This is a genomic window from Prochlorococcus marinus XMU1405 (assembly GCF_017696275.1).
Taxonomy (GTDB): domain Bacteria; phylum Cyanobacteriota; class Cyanobacteriia; order PCC-6307; family Cyanobiaceae; genus Prochlorococcus_A; species Prochlorococcus_A marinus_AB.
This window is the reverse complement of record NZ_JAAORF010000003.1, coordinates 258,617-274,735: the sequence shown is the minus strand read 5'-3', so window position 1 is coordinate 274,735 and position 16,119 is coordinate 258,617. Positions and strand designations below refer to the sequence as shown.

Below are 16,119 nucleotides of genomic sequence, written 5' to 3'. Positions count from 1 at the left end.
TAAAGAAATGAAATATTTCTTACCTCTAATAATTACTCTTTCAATATTTATTAACCCTTTAAACGCTTTTGCAGATGAATTGATTCTTGCAGGAGGTTGTTTTTGGTGTCTAGAACATGATTTAGAGTCTTTAAAGGGAATAAATTTTGTGCAAAGTGGCTATTCAGGCGGGGATTTACAAAATCCTACTTACGAAAATCATGAAGGACATCAGGAAGTGGTTTTGGTCGACTATGACTCCCAATTGGTAACTCTACCTGAGATACTTAGGCTCTATTTCAGAAATATTGATCCTTTGGATTCCAAGGGTCAATTTTGTGATCGTGGAGATTCTTATAGGCCAGTGATCTTTTTCAAAGATGAAATTGAGGAAACTAATGCAAAAAATGCAATTGTTTCAGCCTCTAATGAGTTACGATTACCATTAGAAAAAATATCTGTAGAACTAAAATCAAAAGGTCAATTTTGGTTGGCTGAAGAATATCATCAGAATTTTGCTGAGAGAAATGAAATTAAATATAAGTTCTATAGATTCTCATGTGGGAGAGATCAGAGGTTGGATAAATTATGGGGGGAAAACGCTAGATCAACAAATCTTTGGACTAAATGATTTTAAATATAGTTATTTATTTTTAATCCATTGAACAAGAGTTTTAACTCCAAAACCGGTTGCACCTGATGGATTAATCCCCTTATTCTTATCAGTCCAACAAGTCCCAGCAATATCAATATGAGCCCATTTAATCTCTTTATCAAAGAATTCCTCTAAAAATAAAGCAGCAGTTATTGACCCACCTGCTCTAGGTCCTGTATTTTTCATATCAGCTATATGAGACTTTAACCCTTCTTTATAAGATTTTTGTAAAGGCATTTGCCATAATTCTTCTCCAGCCTGAGCTGATGCAGATTTTAGATCATTTGCCAGATCATCATTATTGCTCCAGAATCCAGCTACATCATTCCCCAATGCAACAACAATAGCTCCCGTTAAAGTGGCGAGATCTATTATTGAATCCGGTTTTAAATTGGATGCGTAAGTTAAAGCATCAGCTAATGTGAGTCTACCCTCTGCATCAGTGTTATTTATTTCAATTGTCTTACCATTAGAAGCCGTAACTACATCTCCAGGATGCACTGCAGAACCATTTATCATGTTTTCGCAAGCCGCAACTATAAAATGTATTTCTAGTCCTTTTGGTTTTATCGCCCCAAGTGCTTTTGCTGCTCCTAAAACTGCTGCGCTTCCGCCCATATCATATTTCATCATCTCAATTTGAGAGGCTCCTACTTTCAGGTTGTATCCTCCAGAATCAAAGGTTAAACCCTTCCCAACAAGCGCAATCTTTTCTTTTATAGGCCCCTCTGACTTCAAAGTAAGATGAATAAATTTAGGATCTAGATCAGAACCTTTTGCTACAGCTAAATATGCGCCCATACCTAAATCTTCACATTCCTTTGCCTCTAAAATTTTTAATTCCAAACCATGATCTTCAGCTATTTGAGAAGCTTGTATGGACATTTCCTGGGGCGTAAGACTATTTGGAGGGGCGGCTACAAGTCTTCGAGCTAGTTCAACTCCTTCACATATTTTTTCTGTCTCTTCAAAGCTAATATTCTCAAATTTATTTAAATTTAAAAACTCTATTTCTTTAAGAACTTTCTTTTCATCTTTTTTCTTATTGAATCTATTGTCCTTATAAGCAGATAATCTGGCAGACTCTGCTAATTGATTTATTTCCAGATGTGCATTTATTAATTCCCAAGGTAGCAAGATGCTGATTTTTTCATTTTTATCAAGAGTTTTCCTAATTAGATTTCCTATGGAGTTTGTTACATCACTTTTATTTAGGTCTTTTGATTTACCGAGACCAACAATGATTAAGGATTCCAATTTTTGATCTAAAAATTCAAAGCTTAAGGTTTTTCCTTTTTCTCCTTTGAATTCTTTTTGAGTAATTTTTTTTAGTAATAATTTTGGGTTGACAACAAATTTTATGTTTTCAAGTTGGCTTGCAATTTCTTCTTCTAAAACCCCAAAAATTAGTGAAGCACCTTGCCAGTTATCTAGATTTTTTTGGGATGTGGAAAATTGCATTTGTAAAATGGTTTTAATTAACTTTTAGTTGTTTGTGAAAGTAGTTGCCCACCTATCTCTAGTTTCTTTATTAAAAGGGGGTAACCATAAATATATCAGTTGCTGTTCTAATTTACGTCTTAATTTTACTTCTTTAGGTACATCTAAGAAAAAACGAATATCTTGGTGACTTGAGAGGTTGTTATGGGCTAGGGCTTCTCTGTAGTTCATGAGGTAATTTTTACAGTCATGTTCTCCCTTCCATCTTTTATTTGCTATGTTTGTTTCTCCTATATAAAGTATTATTTTAGAACTTTTCATCGAGTCAATTACAAAATACATTGCTGGACCATTGTGTATATATTGATTGGTTCTCCAAAAGTTTAATGATAATGGCTGCAGGGAAAATGGATCAATTTTGCTTTCATTGGAAATTGTATTTATAGGAAGACTTGTTTGGTGCAAAGTTTTATTGTGAGCATCTTTTGAAATTTTAAATTGGTGATTATGGATTCTATTCCTCCATTCAGTTAGAATTTCGCCTTTGATCTTTAGATTATTTGAGTGTTGAAAATTAATTGATGTATTTACATTTGAACCAAATAATTCAAATTGTCTATTTTGCTTTGAAATATTATTTACGTTGAATTTTTCCAATATTTATGAAACATTATCTATTTAATTTAATTCTGAAAAAATATAAATCAAAGAATTATTTATAAACTAAAATTTATTAATGTTCTAATCAATTTAAAAGATTCTTGTTATCTTGTAGTTGAGCCTTAATCTAGCGAAGTAAAAAAATAGAAATGGGATTCTTTGAGTCAGACATCGTTCAAGAAGAAGCTAAAAAGCTTTTTACAGATTACCAAGAACTTATGAAACTAGGCTCTGATTATGGAAAATTTGACAGAGAAGGGAAAAAAATGTTTATAAAAAAAATGGAAACTCTTATGGATCGTTATAAGGTTTTTATGAAGAGATTTGAATTGTCTGAAGATTTTCAAGCCAAAATGACAGTTGAACAATTAAAGACACAGTTAAGCCAATTTGGGATTACTCCTGATCAAATGTTTGATCAGATGAATAAAACCTTAATAAGAATGAAGGATGAACTTGATAAAACTTCTTAAATTTAACCGTTAAAGCTTCATGTCAGATAATTTAATTTTGCCATCATGGCTGTCAAGAGGAATAGAAGAATATTTTCCAATTAGGGGAACAGATCAAAACTTTTCGGAGATAATTGATCATGCGAAAAAAAATAATAAAAAATTAAGGGTTAAACTCGGGATCGATCCCACTGGAACAGATATTCATCTTGGGCACAGCATATTGTTTAAAAAACTTAGGGCATTCCAAGATAATGGACATATTGCAGTTTTAATTATTGGTGATTTTACTGCTCAGATTGGAGACCCAACCGGAAAAAATAAAACAAGAGTTCAGTTATCGGAAAAACAAGTTAAAGATAATGCAAAAACATACTTAACCCAACTAGGGATGGGAAAGCCAGCTAATGAATCTATTTTAGATTTTGATTCAAAAGATAGAATAGAAATTAGATATAACAGTGAATGGTTAAAAGGATTAAATCTCAATTCGATAATTGAATTAATGGGGAGTGCAACAGTTAGTCAAATGTTAGCTAAGGAGGAATTTAATAAAAGGTACACTTCGCAAGTTCCAATTGCTTTGCATGAATTCTTATATCCACTATTACAAGGTTACGATTCGGTAGTTGTTCAATCAGATATTGAGCTTGGAGGTACAGATCAGAAATTTAATATTGCAATAGGAAGAGATCTTCAAAGGCATTTTAAACAAGACCCTCAATTTGGAGTTCTTTTGCCAATTTTGACAGGTTTAGATGGAGTTAAGAAGATGAGTAAATCTGAATTTAACACCGTAGGTTTGACTGAAGATCCTCTTTCTATGTATTCAAAATTAGAAAAAGTACCCGATAATATAATACCTACCTATTTTGAATTACTTACTGAATTAGATTTAAGTTTTCTCGAAAACTCAAATCCTCGTGAATTACAGAGAAGAATGGCTTTAGAAGTTACTACTTTATTCCATGGGGCAGAAGAAGCATTAAAGGCGCAATCAAACTGCGAAAAATTATTCCTTGGAAACAAAGAAAAAGTTGGAGAAATTCCAGAGATTTCTTTAAAAGAAGTAGTTTTTCCAGTTAAGTTTTTTTACTTGTTAAGTGCTCTAAAACTTTTCAAATCTAGCAGTGAATCCAAAAGATCTATTAAAGGCGGGGGTGTGAAAATTGATAGTCAGAAATTAATAAATCCTGATTTAGTTTTTAATTCAAAAAATGATTTGGAAGGAAAAATTTTGCAAATTGGAAAAAAAATAATTAAGAGGTTTGAAAACTGAAAATTGATGCATAAAAGATTTAACTCAGAAGATAAAATAATATTGGCAATTGATGGATTAGATTTAAGTCAAGCAAAATTACTTCTGGAAAAATGTCCTAATATTAAGTGGGTGAAAGTTGGTTTAGAGCTTTTTGTAAGGGAAGGTCCAAGAGTTATTGAAATATTAAAAGGTTTAAATAAAAAAATTTTTTTAGACTTAAAATTTCATGATATTCCCAATACCATGCGTGCGGCATGTTTCCAAGTCTCAAAATTAGGGGTTGATATAATTTCTATTCATGCTTCAGCAGGTCTAAAAGCTCTTAAGGATTCGAAGAAAGCATCTTTAGAAGGTGCCACCTCAGTTAGTATTAAAGCACCATTTGTTGTAGGAATAACTGTTTTAACAAGCTTTTCTCTTAAAGATTTTCAAACTGATCTTGATAGAAATAATTCAATTGAAGAAAATGTATTGAGACTTGCAAAATTGTCTTTTGATGCCGGATTGGATGGATGTGTTTGTTCCCCTTGGGAGGTAAAAATGTTGAGATCTATTTATAAGGAAAATTTTGAACTTATTACACCAGGCATCAGATTAAATATTGACAATAAAGATGATCAAAATAGAATTATGACTCCTTATGAAGCTATAGATAATGGGGCTTCTAAGTTAGTCATTGGTAGATCAATATCAAAAGCTATAGATCCTAATAAAGCTCTAATAGAAATATTTAAATCTATTGATTCTGATTAATTTTGGATTCTTCTCCTTTAAGCAATCTTGTTATGTTTGTTCTATGTTTCCAGATTACTAATAATGCCACAATTAAACTTATGAAAAAATATGAGTGCATAAATTTACCTAGGTAAAAAAACATAAAAATAGGAAGTAAGATTGCAGCTGAAATACTGGATAAAGAAACAAATTTAGTTTTTGTTAGGACTAGTAAAAAAATACCAAGAGATGCAAGTCCAACTTTCCAAGAAAGAGCTAAAAACATACCTAATCCAGTTGCAACAGCTTTCCCTCCTTTACCTCTAAGCCATATTGGCCAAATATGTCCTGAGATAGCGGATATCCCTGCTATAACTTCTATTAACCCCTGATCTGTGTAATATTGAGCAATTTTTACTGCAATAAGCCCTTTCCCAACGTCAATGATAAATACAAAAAGTGCTGGCCATTTCCCAACATTTCTTAAGACATTTGTGGCACCTGTAGATCCAGAACCTATAGTTCTTAGATCTATATTCTTGAGATATTTTCCAATTAAAAAACCTGTCGGAAGTGATCCTAAAAGATAACTTGTAAAAATTATTAAGATATTCATAAAGCTTAGTTTAGTTCAAGATCATCGTAAATTTCATTGTCTGAACCAGCAAATGCAACCCATAATGGGAATTGAAGTATTGGAATTTCAACAGAGGTTTCTGCTGCATCAATGATAATAAATGGCAATTCTTCATTGGCTTCTAATCTATCAGCTCTTTCTATTACCCCTTCAGGCCTTTCAAAAAGAACAATCCCACTATTAGGTCCAAAGTCATCCCTTGTTAGACCAAGTGAATCTTGAAGAATTCTTCTCCATTCACCTAATCTTTCAGGCTGCGAAGCTAAAATAAGAGTCTGAAATTGATCTCCATATAATTCGCCAAGAATAGAAATGAACCCCGCTGATAGCAAAGCATTTTTTTGTCGAGATCCTCTACTTTCAAGAGAACCTCTTCCGCCCATGTTAAAGAACCAATCATCCATAATTTCTATATCTGATGAATCAAGACTCCTTCTTAATTTCCAAGGTTCAGCATAAAAATCAGGTTGTTCTGTAAAACTTGAAAAACAACCTTTTATAATCTTCTCATCAGGCTTAAATGTTTCAGAAAGAGCAGGAACATTAACCACATTATTTGTGCTATTGTTTTGCTTTTTCTCATCAAGAGGAGATGGCTTTACAATTATTGGTTGAGAAACTAATTCAAGTTTTTCTACGTTTTGTGAAAGATTCTGCAAAGCTCCAGTTAAGTACTCTTGAAAGCCTTTAACTCTTTTAGCGATATTATCTGACTGTCCTTTAAAATTTGACTCAATATCTTTTTCTATTTCATTTTTTTTTGTTTCTAACTTTTTTATTTCTTTAACTAAAGAGTCTTTTTTTGAAACGAGATCTCTAAAAATTTCATTAGAAATTTCATCAAAAGATTTAGTTGAGTTGTTATTTTTTAGTGGAATTTTTTTATTTTGCGTTGTATTTTTCTTACTTATTTGCTTGGTTTTATCGTCTGAAATTGACTTATCTATTATTAATTCCTTTTCAGGATTATTATCGGAAAGTTCTTTATTGGTCATTTAAGTAATTTTGATAATTAAGCAAAGTTTGAATTTTAAGAATTTTTAATTTCCAAGGAGTCAACTTTTTTTATGAGCTCGTCTTTTAATTGCTTTGGATTAAATAATATAGGTAATAAATGAGGACTGGACTTTTCTCTGAAATAAAATATACCTGGGATTACAGGGAAAAAGAATTTCCACGATATCCAGTTCTTGAATGGAAAAGTTCTAATCACTTTCCCTAATTGTAAAACGATAAAATCATCATTTGTTATTTTTATTCTTAAAGTAAATGACTGAAGTAATAAAAAAAAGCTAAAAGAAGCAAAAACTATCGTTGGCAAAGAACCAATATTCAAAAACAAAAGCATAAAACTTAAAACTATTAGAATGATTGGTAACTGAAATGATGGAGATATAATTACTGGCTCCTCTTTTTTTGATTTAGTGTTAAACATAGAATCATCCAAATAAAATTTGTGTTAGTAATACATCCATTAAAGATACAGTAACCAGAGTCATTACTACTGCCCCTGTTGTACTTGTTCCAACTTCTTTTGGACCACCTTTAGTTGTGAGTCCATATCCACAAGCAATGATTGAAATAAGTAATCCGAACACTACGGATTTTATTAACATTGAGGTTAAGTCTGCACTAGTTAAACTAACATTACCTGACCTTACGGATGTCCAAAAAACTATTGGAGGAACTTTATAAAATATTGTGCTCCAAATTTGTCCACTCCATAAAGCTACAGATAAAAATAAAAGACACTGTATTGGAGACATTATTACCATCGATAGCAACCTTGGGACTACCAAATATTGGACTGGTTCGGTCCTTAACATGGTAATTGCTTCAATTTGTTCTGTAACTTTCATAGTTCCCAGTTGAGCAGCATAGGCAGTTGCAACCTTTCCAGTCATTAGAGTAGCAGTTAAAAGAGGAGCCATTTCTCTCGCCATGCCTACTGCTAATAAACCTCCAATTTCACTTGAAACCCCCATACTTGTAAGTTGTGATGCGACTTGAATATTAAAAACTGTGCCTGCGGCAATTCCTGTAATTAAAACAATTAACAAACTTCCAGGACCTGACTCCATAAGTTGGTCAAAGAGATCATTTTTGGAAATTTTACCTCTAAAGATAAAATTAATTGCTTGCCCGCCAATGATTAAGCTGCCTAGAAGTCTTTTAAAAAAATTAGGGTAATACATATCTTTATATTAGTTTGTAATTAATTTTTGATCCCATTTTCTCATTATTAAAAGACCAATTATTACCAATATTGAGGGTATAAAACCAATACATAATCTAATAGTTAATTGTGCTGAGTAGCATTGTTCCATAATATTTAGACTATCTTTATCAATAAAGCATGATTGATAACCAGATAAATACAACAAAAATCCTAATAATTGAACACTAAATGCGATACCAATCTTCTGAATAAGTACCATCCAAGCTGTATATAATCCTGCTGGTTTCTCTGGATCTTCGTCTATTGCATCAGGAAGTAGCGACCAAGGGATAAGAAAAGCGGTTGAAGCGCCAATTCCAATAAGACAAATTATGAAAATTAAAAGAATGAACAGAAATATGTTGTTGGCATTTAGGAATAAACTATCTCCAACTCCTGAAATTTTTGACAACGAAGGTAAAAATAAAGCTGCTGTACATGAAATAATCCACATAATCGCTCCATAGTTTAAAGCTGAAATCCTGTTCAATCTATTTGATACTCTGGTCCATATTTGTAAACCCACTAAAGCGCTAATTTGGAAAGGTATCGGGATCCACTTCGCAATATATGTTGGTACATTAAGTACATCCTCGACATAGATTAACGCTACTGTTTGCATTAATTGTAAAGCGCACCAAAGAAGGATATAAAGCGTAATAACTTTTAGAAATTTTTTATTTCTGAAGATCCTCTTGAATTGAAGTGTAATGGCTTCAACTTTTCCTGTAGGCCTTCTTGCTTTTTTTGCGAATGGAGCTAATCCCCAACAAGAAATTAATGTTGCAGCAACTGCAATACATCCGCTTATTTTACCCATTAAAAAATATTCATTATTTGCAGATCCTTCGGTACCCAATACAACTCCAGCAATTATTAAACCAGTGAGTCCTGCAATTATTGAGCCAGTAAATCTAGATGCGTTTAGTCTTGTTCTTATTGCTGTTTTTTCAGAAATTTCAGTAGATAGAGCTGCAAAAGGAAGATTAATACTTGTATAGGCAGTCATTACAATTATAGAAATTATGGCATAGTAGATAGTCTTGGTTAGCACTGAACCAGTGGGTGTCCACCATATCGCAGCTAAAGAGAAACCAAGAGGAACAGATGCTGTTACCATCCAAGGGATTCTAGGCCCCCATCTTGATTTAGTACGGTCACTTAACCATCCAATTAACGGATCATTTACTGCATCCCATATCTTTATTAACATTAATAATGATCCTGCAATTATTACTGGTAAACCAGCAGAAATAAAGAATTTGAAAAGAAAAAAACCAAATTGCGTCGCGACTAAACCTGTCCCTGCATCTCCTAGCCCATAAGAGAACATTAATCTTGTTGTTGATCTAGAAATATTCTTTTTCGAGTGTGAATTTTCCAATCTTTTTACTTTGTTGATTGTTTGATAATGTATTATTGCAATGGTAATTCTATTACTTAATGCGGGCGTGGTTTAGTGGTAAAACCTCAGCCTTCCAAGCTGAAGATGCGGGTTCGATTCCCGCCGCCCGCTTTTAGAATAAATTATTTTTTGCCCCAAATACTTCTTCTGAAATGATTAATAAAGAGCTTCTACTCTTTATTGAAACAGATTTTTCATTAATAGTTAAGGGTTCAAAAATCTCAGACATGCTAGTATCAATAACTTTTAACCAATTATATTTACATTTCGGCAAGTGGAAATCGATACTTTTTGAATATGCATTTAAACCTATCCAGACCAGCGGATTAGTATTGCCTTTGTTAATGCTAAAGGCAACTGTGTGAGACCAACTACTCCAATCAGGGCTATCTAACTTTGTTCCATGCCAATGATATGTTGGAATAAGTTCATTGGTTTGATTATTAGGGAAGAATGATGGATTGAAAATTTTTATTAGTTTTTTTCGGATTTTTATGACGTATTTAAAATATTCAAATAATTCTAAATCTTGTTGACCATGTTCCCAATTCATCCAGCCCAATAAATTATTTTGGCACCAAGAATTATTGTTCCCGCCTTGTGATCTTCCTATCTCATCACCCATAAGTATCATTGGAACACCTTTAGAGATAAGTAAACTAAGAATAAGATTTTTTTGTTGTCTTTTTCTTAAATTATTGATTAAAAAGTTCGTAGTTGGTCCCTCTGTTCCATGATTCCAAGAATTGTTATGGTTATCTCCATCTCTATTTTGTTCTCTATTGGCAAAATTATGTTTTCTATTGAAAGTTACTAAGTCTTTTAGAGTAAATCCATCATGTGAAGTAATAAAATTTATCGACTTTGGGAAAATATTATCTTCTTTATAAATAGATGGAGTACCTTTTATTTTATCGCTCATATTCCAAGCTGTATCTTTATCCCCCTTCCAAAATCTCCTTAAGTCATCTCTAAAATGACCATTCCAAGTGAAAGTATTCTTAGATGGGAAATCACCTAATTTATATAAACCGCCACAATCCCATGGCTCACTAATGAACTTGATATCGATAAGTTCTGGTTCACATTCTATATCTTCAAAAATTGGAGGATTATCAAGCGGTGAAAGATTTTCTCCTCTTGAGAGGGCAATTCCTAAATCAAATCTAAAACCATCAACTCCTAATTCACTCGCCCAACATTTTAATGATTCAATTATTAGTTTTCTAACTAATCCTCTGTTTGCTGCAATAGTATTACCACATCCGGAGACGTCCTGATAATTTTTATCTTTTCCAATAAAGTAATAAAGATTTTCATCTATACCTTTCCAAGATATTGCTGGCCCTTTTGAATCACCTTCGGAAGTGTGATTGTATACAACATCTAAGATAACTTCAATTTCTGCTTTATGACATTCCTCTACAAATTTTCTAAATTCCTCTCTGTTCTTTTTGGCGGATTCATTCGAAAGATATTCAAAATGCGGAGTAAACCAATTAATTGGACTATAACCCCAAAAATTTTTTAGACCATTTGGGGCGTCAGTAGGATCAAAACAAAAAATTGGAAGTAATTCAATTGTTGTAATACCCAGTTCTTTGAGATACGGAATTTTTTTTAAAAATTTCTTAAAACAACTTTCATCTTTATCACTTGATTCAGTGAAAGCTTTGATATGGAGTTCATAAATAATAGTTTCTTCCCAAGAATGTTTCGGTCTTGGATAATCCTTAAAATTAAATAATTTTCTATCGCAAACAACACTTTTAAGACAAGAATTAGTGTTTTCTTGCGTTTTTAATGCATTTTCTCTTTTATAACTTTCCCATCCGGTAATACCTCGTGAACATGGATCAAGTAATACTTTTTTTTCATAGTTATTATTAATTTCATTATTTTTTTGTTTCACTCTAAAAGCATAAATACAACCTTCATCTAGATTTTTTATTTCCGCATGCCAGTAAGGACCTTTATTATGAGTCTGATCTAATTTGAATATGCTTTTTGGTGAAATAGAGTCCTCTTTCTCAAACAATAAGATTTCTACATATTCTGCATTTGTGGCTATTAAGGAAAAATTAACCCCTTGTGAAGTTAGAGAACTCCCTAAAGGAAATGGGTTACCTTTATTGAGATGAATCACTTTCTCTCTATCATTGATTAGTTAAATATTGAGATAATTTATTTAAATTACTGTTATTTGAATAATAGATGCAAAATTAAAAAAAAAACTCAAATTTAAGGCTTCACTAATCAACTTTATTAGATCTTGGAGAGTATTAATTTTCTAATAAATTACAATTTCTTCGTCCATCTGCTAAGTGCATAAAACGATTTATAGAGAAATTTTAATAATGAGAAAACTAGATTTTTCTTGATTTCAAAATACAAATTGTGTTTTTTCATGTGATGAGAAGGAAATATATCTGAAAATTAATAAATCATAATAAATAGCTCAAATTCTTAAATTTACCCCTCTTTGACATTTTGCCCCTTTGCTAAATGTAGTTAGATTTTTAGTACTAAATTCAGTGACACCAATGCTTTTTGCTGTTCTCTAAATGAGGAGGCTATTTTTTATAAATAAAAAAGCACGGCTGTAAAAAATAAATTAAGTTGATCAAAATGTCCCTAAAATTTGTATAAAGCTTTGCGCCGCCGGCATTTTCGGTTGCCGTATTTGTATTTGCTCCATATGATGTGAAAGTTCAAGGTTTAAAACTGATTTAAATCTTTTTTTTTAACCCTTAGCTTTAATTTAAATTTCAATGAACAAAGCTGATTTAGTAAATCTTGTTGCAGCTCGTACAGAGCTCACAAAAACGGATGTTTCTTTAGTTGTTGATGCAGCTATTGAAACTATTGTTGATTCAGTAGTGGAAGGCAAAAAAGTCTCTATACTAGGATTTGGTTCTTTTGAACCAAGAGATCGTTCTGCAAGACAGGGATTAAACCCTAAGACAGGCGAAAAAATAGCAATACCCGCTAAAAGAGTTCCAACATTCTCTGCAGGTAAACTTTTTAAGGATAGAGTTCAAGGGTAATCTTTTAAATCTATTTCTTCCTTTAATAACAAGGTGCTCTTTTAGGGCATCTTTTTTTATCGCAATAAAATGCAATTAGCTAAATGACCAACACTCTTATCAAGGTATCCAAAGTTTTGAAATCTTAAGAAGTAATGAAATGTTTAACTATTTTATTCCTGAAATTTTTGTTGTTATCTAATTTTGTGATGGCTGAAACGATACCAAAAAAGTCTAAGATTTTAAAACAATCTAGTAATTGTTTTAAAGATTCTCGAACCCAATTATGTAAAGAATTAGTTTCTGAAATAGAAAAACTTCAATTAGTAGTATTTGACCAAAATAGATTCAAATGTCAATCAAGTTTATTGGGGCTGCAAACGGAAATTATTGAAGCTTATTTTTTTAATAATTTCTCAAATGAGAGAATTTCATTAATGATCCCATATGTGATTAAAAATTGTTAATTATTAAAATAATTTATTTTTTTGGAATATTATAAATTTTGTTATTTAATTTGTAATGGTAAAAGGTTTTTCTGATAATGAAGTTAAGAAAAATATTCAAAATACTCAAATAAAAGAAAAAAAAGAAAAAAAAGGCTTAGCTGGTTTTCTTAAAGGCAAGAAATTTACTTACACTTTGCCAGGTAAAAAACAAATAAATATTTTTGGATCAATAGTAATAGGCTTAAATATGATTTTAGTATTGCTAGTCATCCTGTATTTAAAGAATCAAGCATTCCACGACTTTGTATTTAATGTTGGTCGTTAGCTATATTTTTAGATCGAAAAATTTTATTAGATGATATATTTAAATTTTAGAATATTTCATGAAGGTAGTTAATTTAGTTTCTCAAGTATTTTTTTTGTTAATAACTGTTTTATTTTTGATATATTTTCTAACAGGTTATGACTCTGCTTTTGAGGCAGACCAAAATTGTCATTCATATCTTTCAAGTTACGATAACCAATCTGGAAATTATGGTTGTGATCATGACACTGAGACACATAAGTGGATACTTTACGAGTCTAATGAAAGCAAAGAACCAGCCAAAATTATTAAGAAATTTAGGTACAAGTTTTTATAAATCAATTTTCTTATAAAAAAACTTTGCAGATATAATAGAAATAATCGCTGTAACTGTGAAAGTAAGATATTGATATATGCTTCCTTCTAAGTAGATTTTATTTTTGTATAGAGGGAAATCGACTAAAGATCCTATAGTGCCCCAAATAATTACCCATACAGATATGTATAAGAATACTTTTATTGGATTAGATTTTTTTGCTTCCATTTTTAATTAATACCAAAAATTGAAGAAGTAACAGGTCTGCCGCTAAAAACTAACTCGGTTAATATGAGCATTAGGAATCCGATCATTGCTGCTCTACCATTTACAAGTTCAGCACTGCTATTAAATCCAAAAACATTCTTTACCTCATCTCCCTGATTGTCTACCCATTTTGAGTATTCATTATCACTTGATGATGTATTAGTAAAATCATCATTTTGATTTTCTATTGGAGAGCCGTTTTCTTGCATAGAATTTTTATCAATTATTCTAGTAATTTTATAACTAATTTATTATTAAATTAAAGTTGAAATTATAAAAAAAATTAAGACAAAAATTATTATCCATAAAAATTGTAATCTTAAAATTAATTGACAAATTAATTTAATTTTCTCTCCAGTGCAATCATCTCCATTCTCATTGATTATTGGCTTTTCAATAATCTCATTTTTATATTTACTTTCTCCACCCAATTTTGTACCAGAAATATAAGCAAATATAGCTTCTGAAATCCCAGCATTAGGCGAATCATATTTTTTACCATCAAGATAGCTTTTTTTTATTATTGTTCCATACTCATTAATTTTGGTACTAACTAAAGGTAATGTGATTAAAACTAATCTTGAAGGAACAAACGTAAAAATATCTTCGATTTTTGCACTAAAAAAACCTAAATATCTAAAATAATCATATTTGTAACCTATCATTGAATCTAAAGTACTTATGGCTTTATAAGAAAAGCCAAGTGATAAAGGCCCTGGTAGAAAAATTGAAAATTTCATAAAAAAAATTCCAATAAAAATCCAAAATAATGGCCCAAATATTCCATCAACGGAATTTTCGGTAAGACTCTCTGTACTTGATCTCAAAAGATGTTCTAAAGAAGATGAACTTACATCCCTACTTACTATCCTTTGTACCTTATCTTTGATTATTTTCTTATTTTGGTCATTAATTTCTTCGCGTTCTATTAGCTCTGAAATCTCTTTCACACTTGAAATAAGTCCCTTAGTCGCAATACAACTTGAAAGTCCAAAAAAAATTAGCAATCCACCAAAAAAATTATTTCTTGATTGCGCATAACTGAGTTCTATCAATTTACCTATACCAAAACTTATTCCAATAGTTGATATAGCTAAGATTAAACCTCCCCAAAACAATATATTTTTATTTTTCCCAAAATTATTTATGAGGTAATCAGATATTTTTTTTATGTAAAAGCCAATTACTTGAACAGGGTGGATTAAGAATCTTGGATCGCCGATCAATAAATCAAAACCAATCGATCCAAGAAATAGTAAAAGTAAATTTATTTCAGCCAACTGAACATGGAGCGCAGACCTTTACCCACTTTCTCAATTTCATGTTTTGAGTTCTCTTCTCTTAATTTTGTCATTAAGGGTTTGTTTTTATCGCATTCTTCAACAAAATTCTTAGCGAAAGTTCCATCTTGAATATCTTTAAGAATTTTCTGCATTTCCCTCTTTGTATCACTATTGATAAGTCTTTTACCACTTACATAATCTCCATATTCTGCAGTATTTGAAATGGAATCTCTCATTTGAGATAAGCCTCCCTTCACCATTAAATCAACAATAAGTTTAACTTCATGCAAGCATTCGAAGTAAGCAAGTTCGGGCTGATATCCTGCCTCTACAAGAGTTTCGAAGCCTGATTTGACGAGTTCTGATAATCCTCCGCACAAAACCGCTTGTTCTCCAAATAAATCAGTTTCTGTTTCTTCTTTGAAATTTGTTTCAAGTATCCCAGCTCTCGTTCCGCCAATCCCTTTAGCGTAAGCCATCGCCAATGATCTTGCATTTCCAGAAGAATCCTGTTCTACCGCGAAAAGTGCAGGCACACCTTGACCATTTTGATATTCCCAACGGACAGTGTGTCCAGGTCCTTTTGGAGCAATCATTACAACATCCACAAAACTAGGAGGTTTGATAAGTTCGAATCTAATATTAAAACCGTGAGCAAAACTTAATATCTTTCCTTCTTTTAAGTTTGGTTCTATTTCTTTAAGGTAAACATCTTTCTGAAACTCATCTGGGAGGAGAATCATAATCCAGTCTGCTTTTTTGCAAGCTTCAGAAACGCTAAATACTTGTAAGCCATCGCTAATAGCTTTGCTTTCAGACTTACTTCCTTCATATAAACCAACAATTACATCCATACCGCTATCTTTAAGGTTTAGGGCATGTGCATGACCTTGTGAACCATATCCAATAATTGCTATTGTTTTATTATTTAAAAGACTAAGATCAGCATCTGAGTCGTAGAAGAGTTGAGTCATTAGTTAGAGCTTCTTTGCATTTGATAATTAATATTTTAGACATTAAAGGTGTATATAAACCAAAAAATTATTAATTTAA

Annotated in this window: 20 protein-coding genes and 1 tRNA gene; 9 read left to right on the top strand and 12 right to left on the bottom strand. The window is 31.5% G+C overall.

Annotated features, from left to right (window positions below; translation table 11 throughout):
* The first annotated feature begins 7 nt into the window (after window positions 1-7).
* Entirely contained in the window at window positions 8-610 is a 603-nt protein-coding gene (msrA, locus tag HA148_RS07455) for a peptide-methionine (S)-S-oxide reductase MsrA (protein ID WP_209131573.1), read from the top strand.
* A 12-nt stretch (window positions 611-622) separates the two neighbouring features.
* On the opposite strand, the gene HA148_RS07450 is transcribed toward msrA, so the two are convergent.
* Both HA148_RS07450 and HA148_RS07445 read right to left on the bottom strand, forming a co-directional pair.
* Window positions 623-2,095 carry a leucyl aminopeptidase gene (locus HA148_RS07450; RefSeq protein WP_209131571.1) on the bottom strand — a complete coding sequence of 491 codons (1,473 nt, stop codon included), beginning with the start codon at window positions 2,093-2,095 and terminating at the stop codon, window positions 623-625.
* Between the two features lie 24 nt (window positions 2,096-2,119).
* Window positions 2,120-2,731, bottom strand: a complete 612-nt coding sequence (locus tag HA148_RS07445; RefSeq protein ID WP_209131569.1) for a hypothetical protein — start codon at window positions 2,729-2,731, stop codon at window positions 2,120-2,122.
* A 152-nt stretch (window positions 2,732-2,883) separates the two neighbouring features.
* Between HA148_RS07445 and HA148_RS07440 the strand changes: the two genes are divergently transcribed.
* From HA148_RS07440 to pyrF, 3 genes are read left to right on the top strand one after another with little or no spacing between them, the layout of a single operon-like run.
* A complete protein-coding gene (locus HA148_RS07440; RefSeq protein ID WP_025882165.1) occupies window positions 2,884-3,207 on the top strand; it encodes a DUF1825 family protein in 324 nt (107 codons plus the stop codon).
* A gap of 19 nt (window positions 3,208-3,226) precedes the next feature.
* Entirely contained in the window at window positions 3,227-4,465 is a 1,239-nt protein-coding gene (gene tyrS / locus HA148_RS07435) for a tyrosine--tRNA ligase (RefSeq protein WP_209131567.1), read from the top strand.
* A gap of 6 nt (window positions 4,466-4,471) precedes the next feature.
* On the top strand, window positions 4,472-5,200 hold the full coding sequence (pyrF, locus tag HA148_RS07430) for an orotidine-5'-phosphate decarboxylase (protein WP_209131565.1): 729 nt from the start codon (window positions 4,472-4,474) through the stop codon (window positions 5,198-5,200).
* Here the strand turns inward: pyrF and plsY are convergent.
* The 5 genes from plsY to HA148_RS07405 are packed head-to-tail and all read right to left on the bottom strand — an operon-like array spanning window position 5,184 to window position 9,349.
* Entirely contained in the window at window positions 5,184-5,777 is a 594-nt protein-coding gene (gene plsY / locus HA148_RS07425) for a glycerol-3-phosphate 1-O-acyltransferase PlsY (RefSeq protein WP_209131563.1), read from the bottom strand. The two genes, pyrF and plsY, sit on opposite strands and share 17 nt — an antisense overlap.
* 5 nt (window positions 5,778-5,782) lie before the next feature.
* Complete coding sequence (locus HA148_RS07420; RefSeq protein ID WP_209131561.1) at window positions 5,783-6,793, bottom strand: DUF3086 domain-containing protein; 1,011 nt, start codon at window positions 6,791-6,793, stop codon at window positions 5,783-5,785.
* A 35-nt stretch (window positions 6,794-6,828) separates the two neighbouring features.
* On the bottom strand, window positions 6,829-7,233 hold the full coding sequence (locus HA148_RS07415; protein WP_209131559.1) for a DUF3119 family protein: 405 nt from the start codon (window positions 7,231-7,233) through the stop codon (window positions 6,829-6,831).
* Between the two features lie 4 nt (window positions 7,234-7,237).
* A complete protein-coding gene (locus HA148_RS07410; RefSeq protein WP_209131557.1) occupies window positions 7,238-7,993 on the bottom strand; it encodes an MlaE family ABC transporter permease in 756 nt (251 codons plus the stop codon).
* 9 nt (window positions 7,994-8,002) lie between these two features.
* A complete protein-coding gene (locus HA148_RS07405; protein ID WP_209132208.1) occupies window positions 8,003-9,349 on the bottom strand; it encodes an MFS transporter in 1,347 nt (448 codons plus the stop codon).
* A 112-nt stretch (window positions 9,350-9,461) separates the two neighbouring features.
* Between HA148_RS07405 and HA148_RS07400 the strand changes: the two genes are divergently transcribed.
* A tRNA-Gly gene (locus HA148_RS07400) sits at window positions 9,462-9,532 on the top strand.
* Between the two features lies 1 nt (window position 9,533).
* Here the strand turns inward: HA148_RS07400 and HA148_RS07395 are convergent.
* The gene (locus HA148_RS07395; protein WP_209131555.1) at window positions 9,534-11,567 is read right to left on the bottom strand and encodes a glycogen debranching protein; all 2,034 of its coding nucleotides are present in this window, start codon (window positions 11,565-11,567) and stop codon (window positions 9,534-9,536) included.
* Window positions 11,568-12,192: 625 nt separating this feature from the next.
* Here HA148_RS07395 and HA148_RS07390 point away from each other — a divergent pair.
* The 4 genes from HA148_RS07390 (at window position 12,193) to HA148_RS07375 (ending at window position 13,537) form a co-directional block, all read left to right on the top strand.
* On the top strand, window positions 12,193-12,468 hold the full coding sequence (locus HA148_RS07390; RefSeq protein ID WP_011132955.1) for an HU family DNA-binding protein: 276 nt from the start codon (window positions 12,193-12,195) through the stop codon (window positions 12,466-12,468).
* Window positions 12,469-12,656: 188 nt separating this feature from the next.
* Window positions 12,657-12,914 (top strand): hypothetical protein, encoded by a 258-nt coding sequence (locus HA148_RS07385; RefSeq protein ID WP_245152041.1) that lies wholly within the window; start codon window positions 12,657-12,659, stop codon window positions 12,912-12,914.
* Between the two features lie 55 nt (window positions 12,915-12,969).
* Window positions 12,970-13,221 (top strand): hypothetical protein, encoded by a 252-nt coding sequence (locus tag HA148_RS07380; RefSeq protein ID WP_209131551.1) that lies wholly within the window; start codon window positions 12,970-12,972, stop codon window positions 13,219-13,221.
* Between the two features lie 58 nt (window positions 13,222-13,279).
* Window positions 13,280-13,537, top strand: coding sequence for a hypothetical protein (locus tag HA148_RS07375; protein WP_209131549.1), 258 nt, complete (start codon window positions 13,280-13,282; stop codon window positions 13,535-13,537).
* On the opposite strand, the gene HA148_RS07370 is transcribed toward HA148_RS07375, so the two are convergent.
* Genes HA148_RS07370 through ilvC form a run of 4 tightly spaced genes read right to left on the bottom strand, consistent with a single transcriptional unit; the run spans window position 13,532 to window position 16,040 of the window.
* Window positions 13,532-13,744, bottom strand: coding sequence for a hypothetical protein (locus tag HA148_RS07370; protein ID WP_079292620.1), 213 nt, complete (start codon window positions 13,742-13,744; stop codon window positions 13,532-13,534). The genes HA148_RS07375 and HA148_RS07370 overlap by 6 nt on opposite strands.
* A gap of 2 nt (window positions 13,745-13,746) precedes the next feature.
* Window positions 13,747-13,992, bottom strand: a complete 246-nt coding sequence (locus HA148_RS07365) for a chlorophyll a/b-binding protein (protein ID WP_209131547.1) — start codon at window positions 13,990-13,992, stop codon at window positions 13,747-13,749.
* Window positions 13,993-14,037: 45 nt separating this feature from the next.
* A complete protein-coding gene (gene cbiB, locus HA148_RS07360) occupies window positions 14,038-15,063 on the bottom strand; it encodes an adenosylcobinamide-phosphate synthase CbiB (RefSeq protein WP_209131544.1) in 1,026 nt (341 codons plus the stop codon).
* Complete coding sequence (gene ilvC, locus HA148_RS07355) at window positions 15,051-16,040, bottom strand: ketol-acid reductoisomerase (RefSeq protein WP_209131542.1); 990 nt, start codon at window positions 16,038-16,040, stop codon at window positions 15,051-15,053. Before ilvC ends, cbiB begins: the two co-directional genes overlap by 13 nt.
* Window positions 16,041-16,119: the final 79 nt, after the last annotated feature.

Excerpts from the sequence above, each read along its gene's own strand:
- msrA (WP_209131573.1), top strand. The coding sequence starts at position 8 with ATGAAATATTTCTTACCTCTAATAATTACTCTTTCAATATTTATTAAC.
- HA148_RS07450 (WP_209131571.1), bottom strand. The coding sequence starts at position 2,095 with ATGCAATTTTCCACATCCCAAAAAAATCTAGATAACTGGCAAGGTGCT.
- HA148_RS07440 (WP_025882165.1), top strand. The coding sequence starts at position 2,884 with ATGGGATTCTTTGAGTCAGACATCGTTCAAGAAGAAGCTAAAAAGCTT.
- tyrS (WP_209131567.1), top strand. The coding sequence starts at position 3,227 with ATGTCAGATAATTTAATTTTGCCATCATGGCTGTCAAGAGGAATAGAA.
- pyrF (WP_209131565.1), top strand. The coding sequence starts at position 4,472 with ATGCATAAAAGATTTAACTCAGAAGATAAAATAATATTGGCAATTGAT.
- plsY (WP_209131563.1), bottom strand. The coding sequence starts at position 5,777 with ATGAATATCTTAATAATTTTTACAAGTTATCTTTTAGGATCACTTCCG.
- HA148_RS07420 (WP_209131561.1), bottom strand. The coding sequence starts at position 6,793 with ATGACCAATAAAGAACTTTCCGATAATAATCCTGAAAAGGAATTAATA.
- HA148_RS07415 (WP_209131559.1), bottom strand. The coding sequence starts at position 7,233 with ATGTTTAACACTAAATCAAAAAAAGAGGAGCCAGTAATTATATCTCCA.
- HA148_RS07410 (WP_209131557.1), bottom strand. The coding sequence starts at position 7,993 with ATGTATTACCCTAATTTTTTTAAAAGACTTCTAGGCAGCTTAATCATT.
- HA148_RS07405 (WP_209132208.1), bottom strand. The coding sequence starts at position 9,349 with ATGTTCTCTTATGGGCTAGGAGATGCAGGGACAGGTTTAGTCGCGACG.
- HA148_RS07390 (WP_011132955.1), top strand. The coding sequence starts at position 12,193 with ATGAACAAAGCTGATTTAGTAAATCTTGTTGCAGCTCGTACAGAGCTC.
- HA148_RS07385 (WP_245152041.1), top strand. The coding sequence starts at position 12,657 with ATGGCTGAAACGATACCAAAAAAGTCTAAGATTTTAAAACAATCTAGT.
- HA148_RS07380 (WP_209131551.1), top strand. The coding sequence starts at position 12,970 with ATGGTAAAAGGTTTTTCTGATAATGAAGTTAAGAAAAATATTCAAAAT.
- HA148_RS07375 (WP_209131549.1), top strand. The coding sequence starts at position 13,280 with ATGAAGGTAGTTAATTTAGTTTCTCAAGTATTTTTTTTGTTAATAACT.
- HA148_RS07370 (WP_079292620.1), bottom strand. The coding sequence starts at position 13,744 with ATGGAAGCAAAAAAATCTAATCCAATAAAAGTATTCTTATACATATCT.
- HA148_RS07365 (WP_209131547.1), bottom strand. The coding sequence starts at position 13,992 with ATGCAAGAAAACGGCTCTCCAATAGAAAATCAAAATGATGATTTTACT.
- ilvC (WP_209131542.1), bottom strand. The coding sequence starts at position 16,040 with ATGACTCAACTCTTCTACGACTCAGATGCTGATCTTAGTCTTTTAAAT.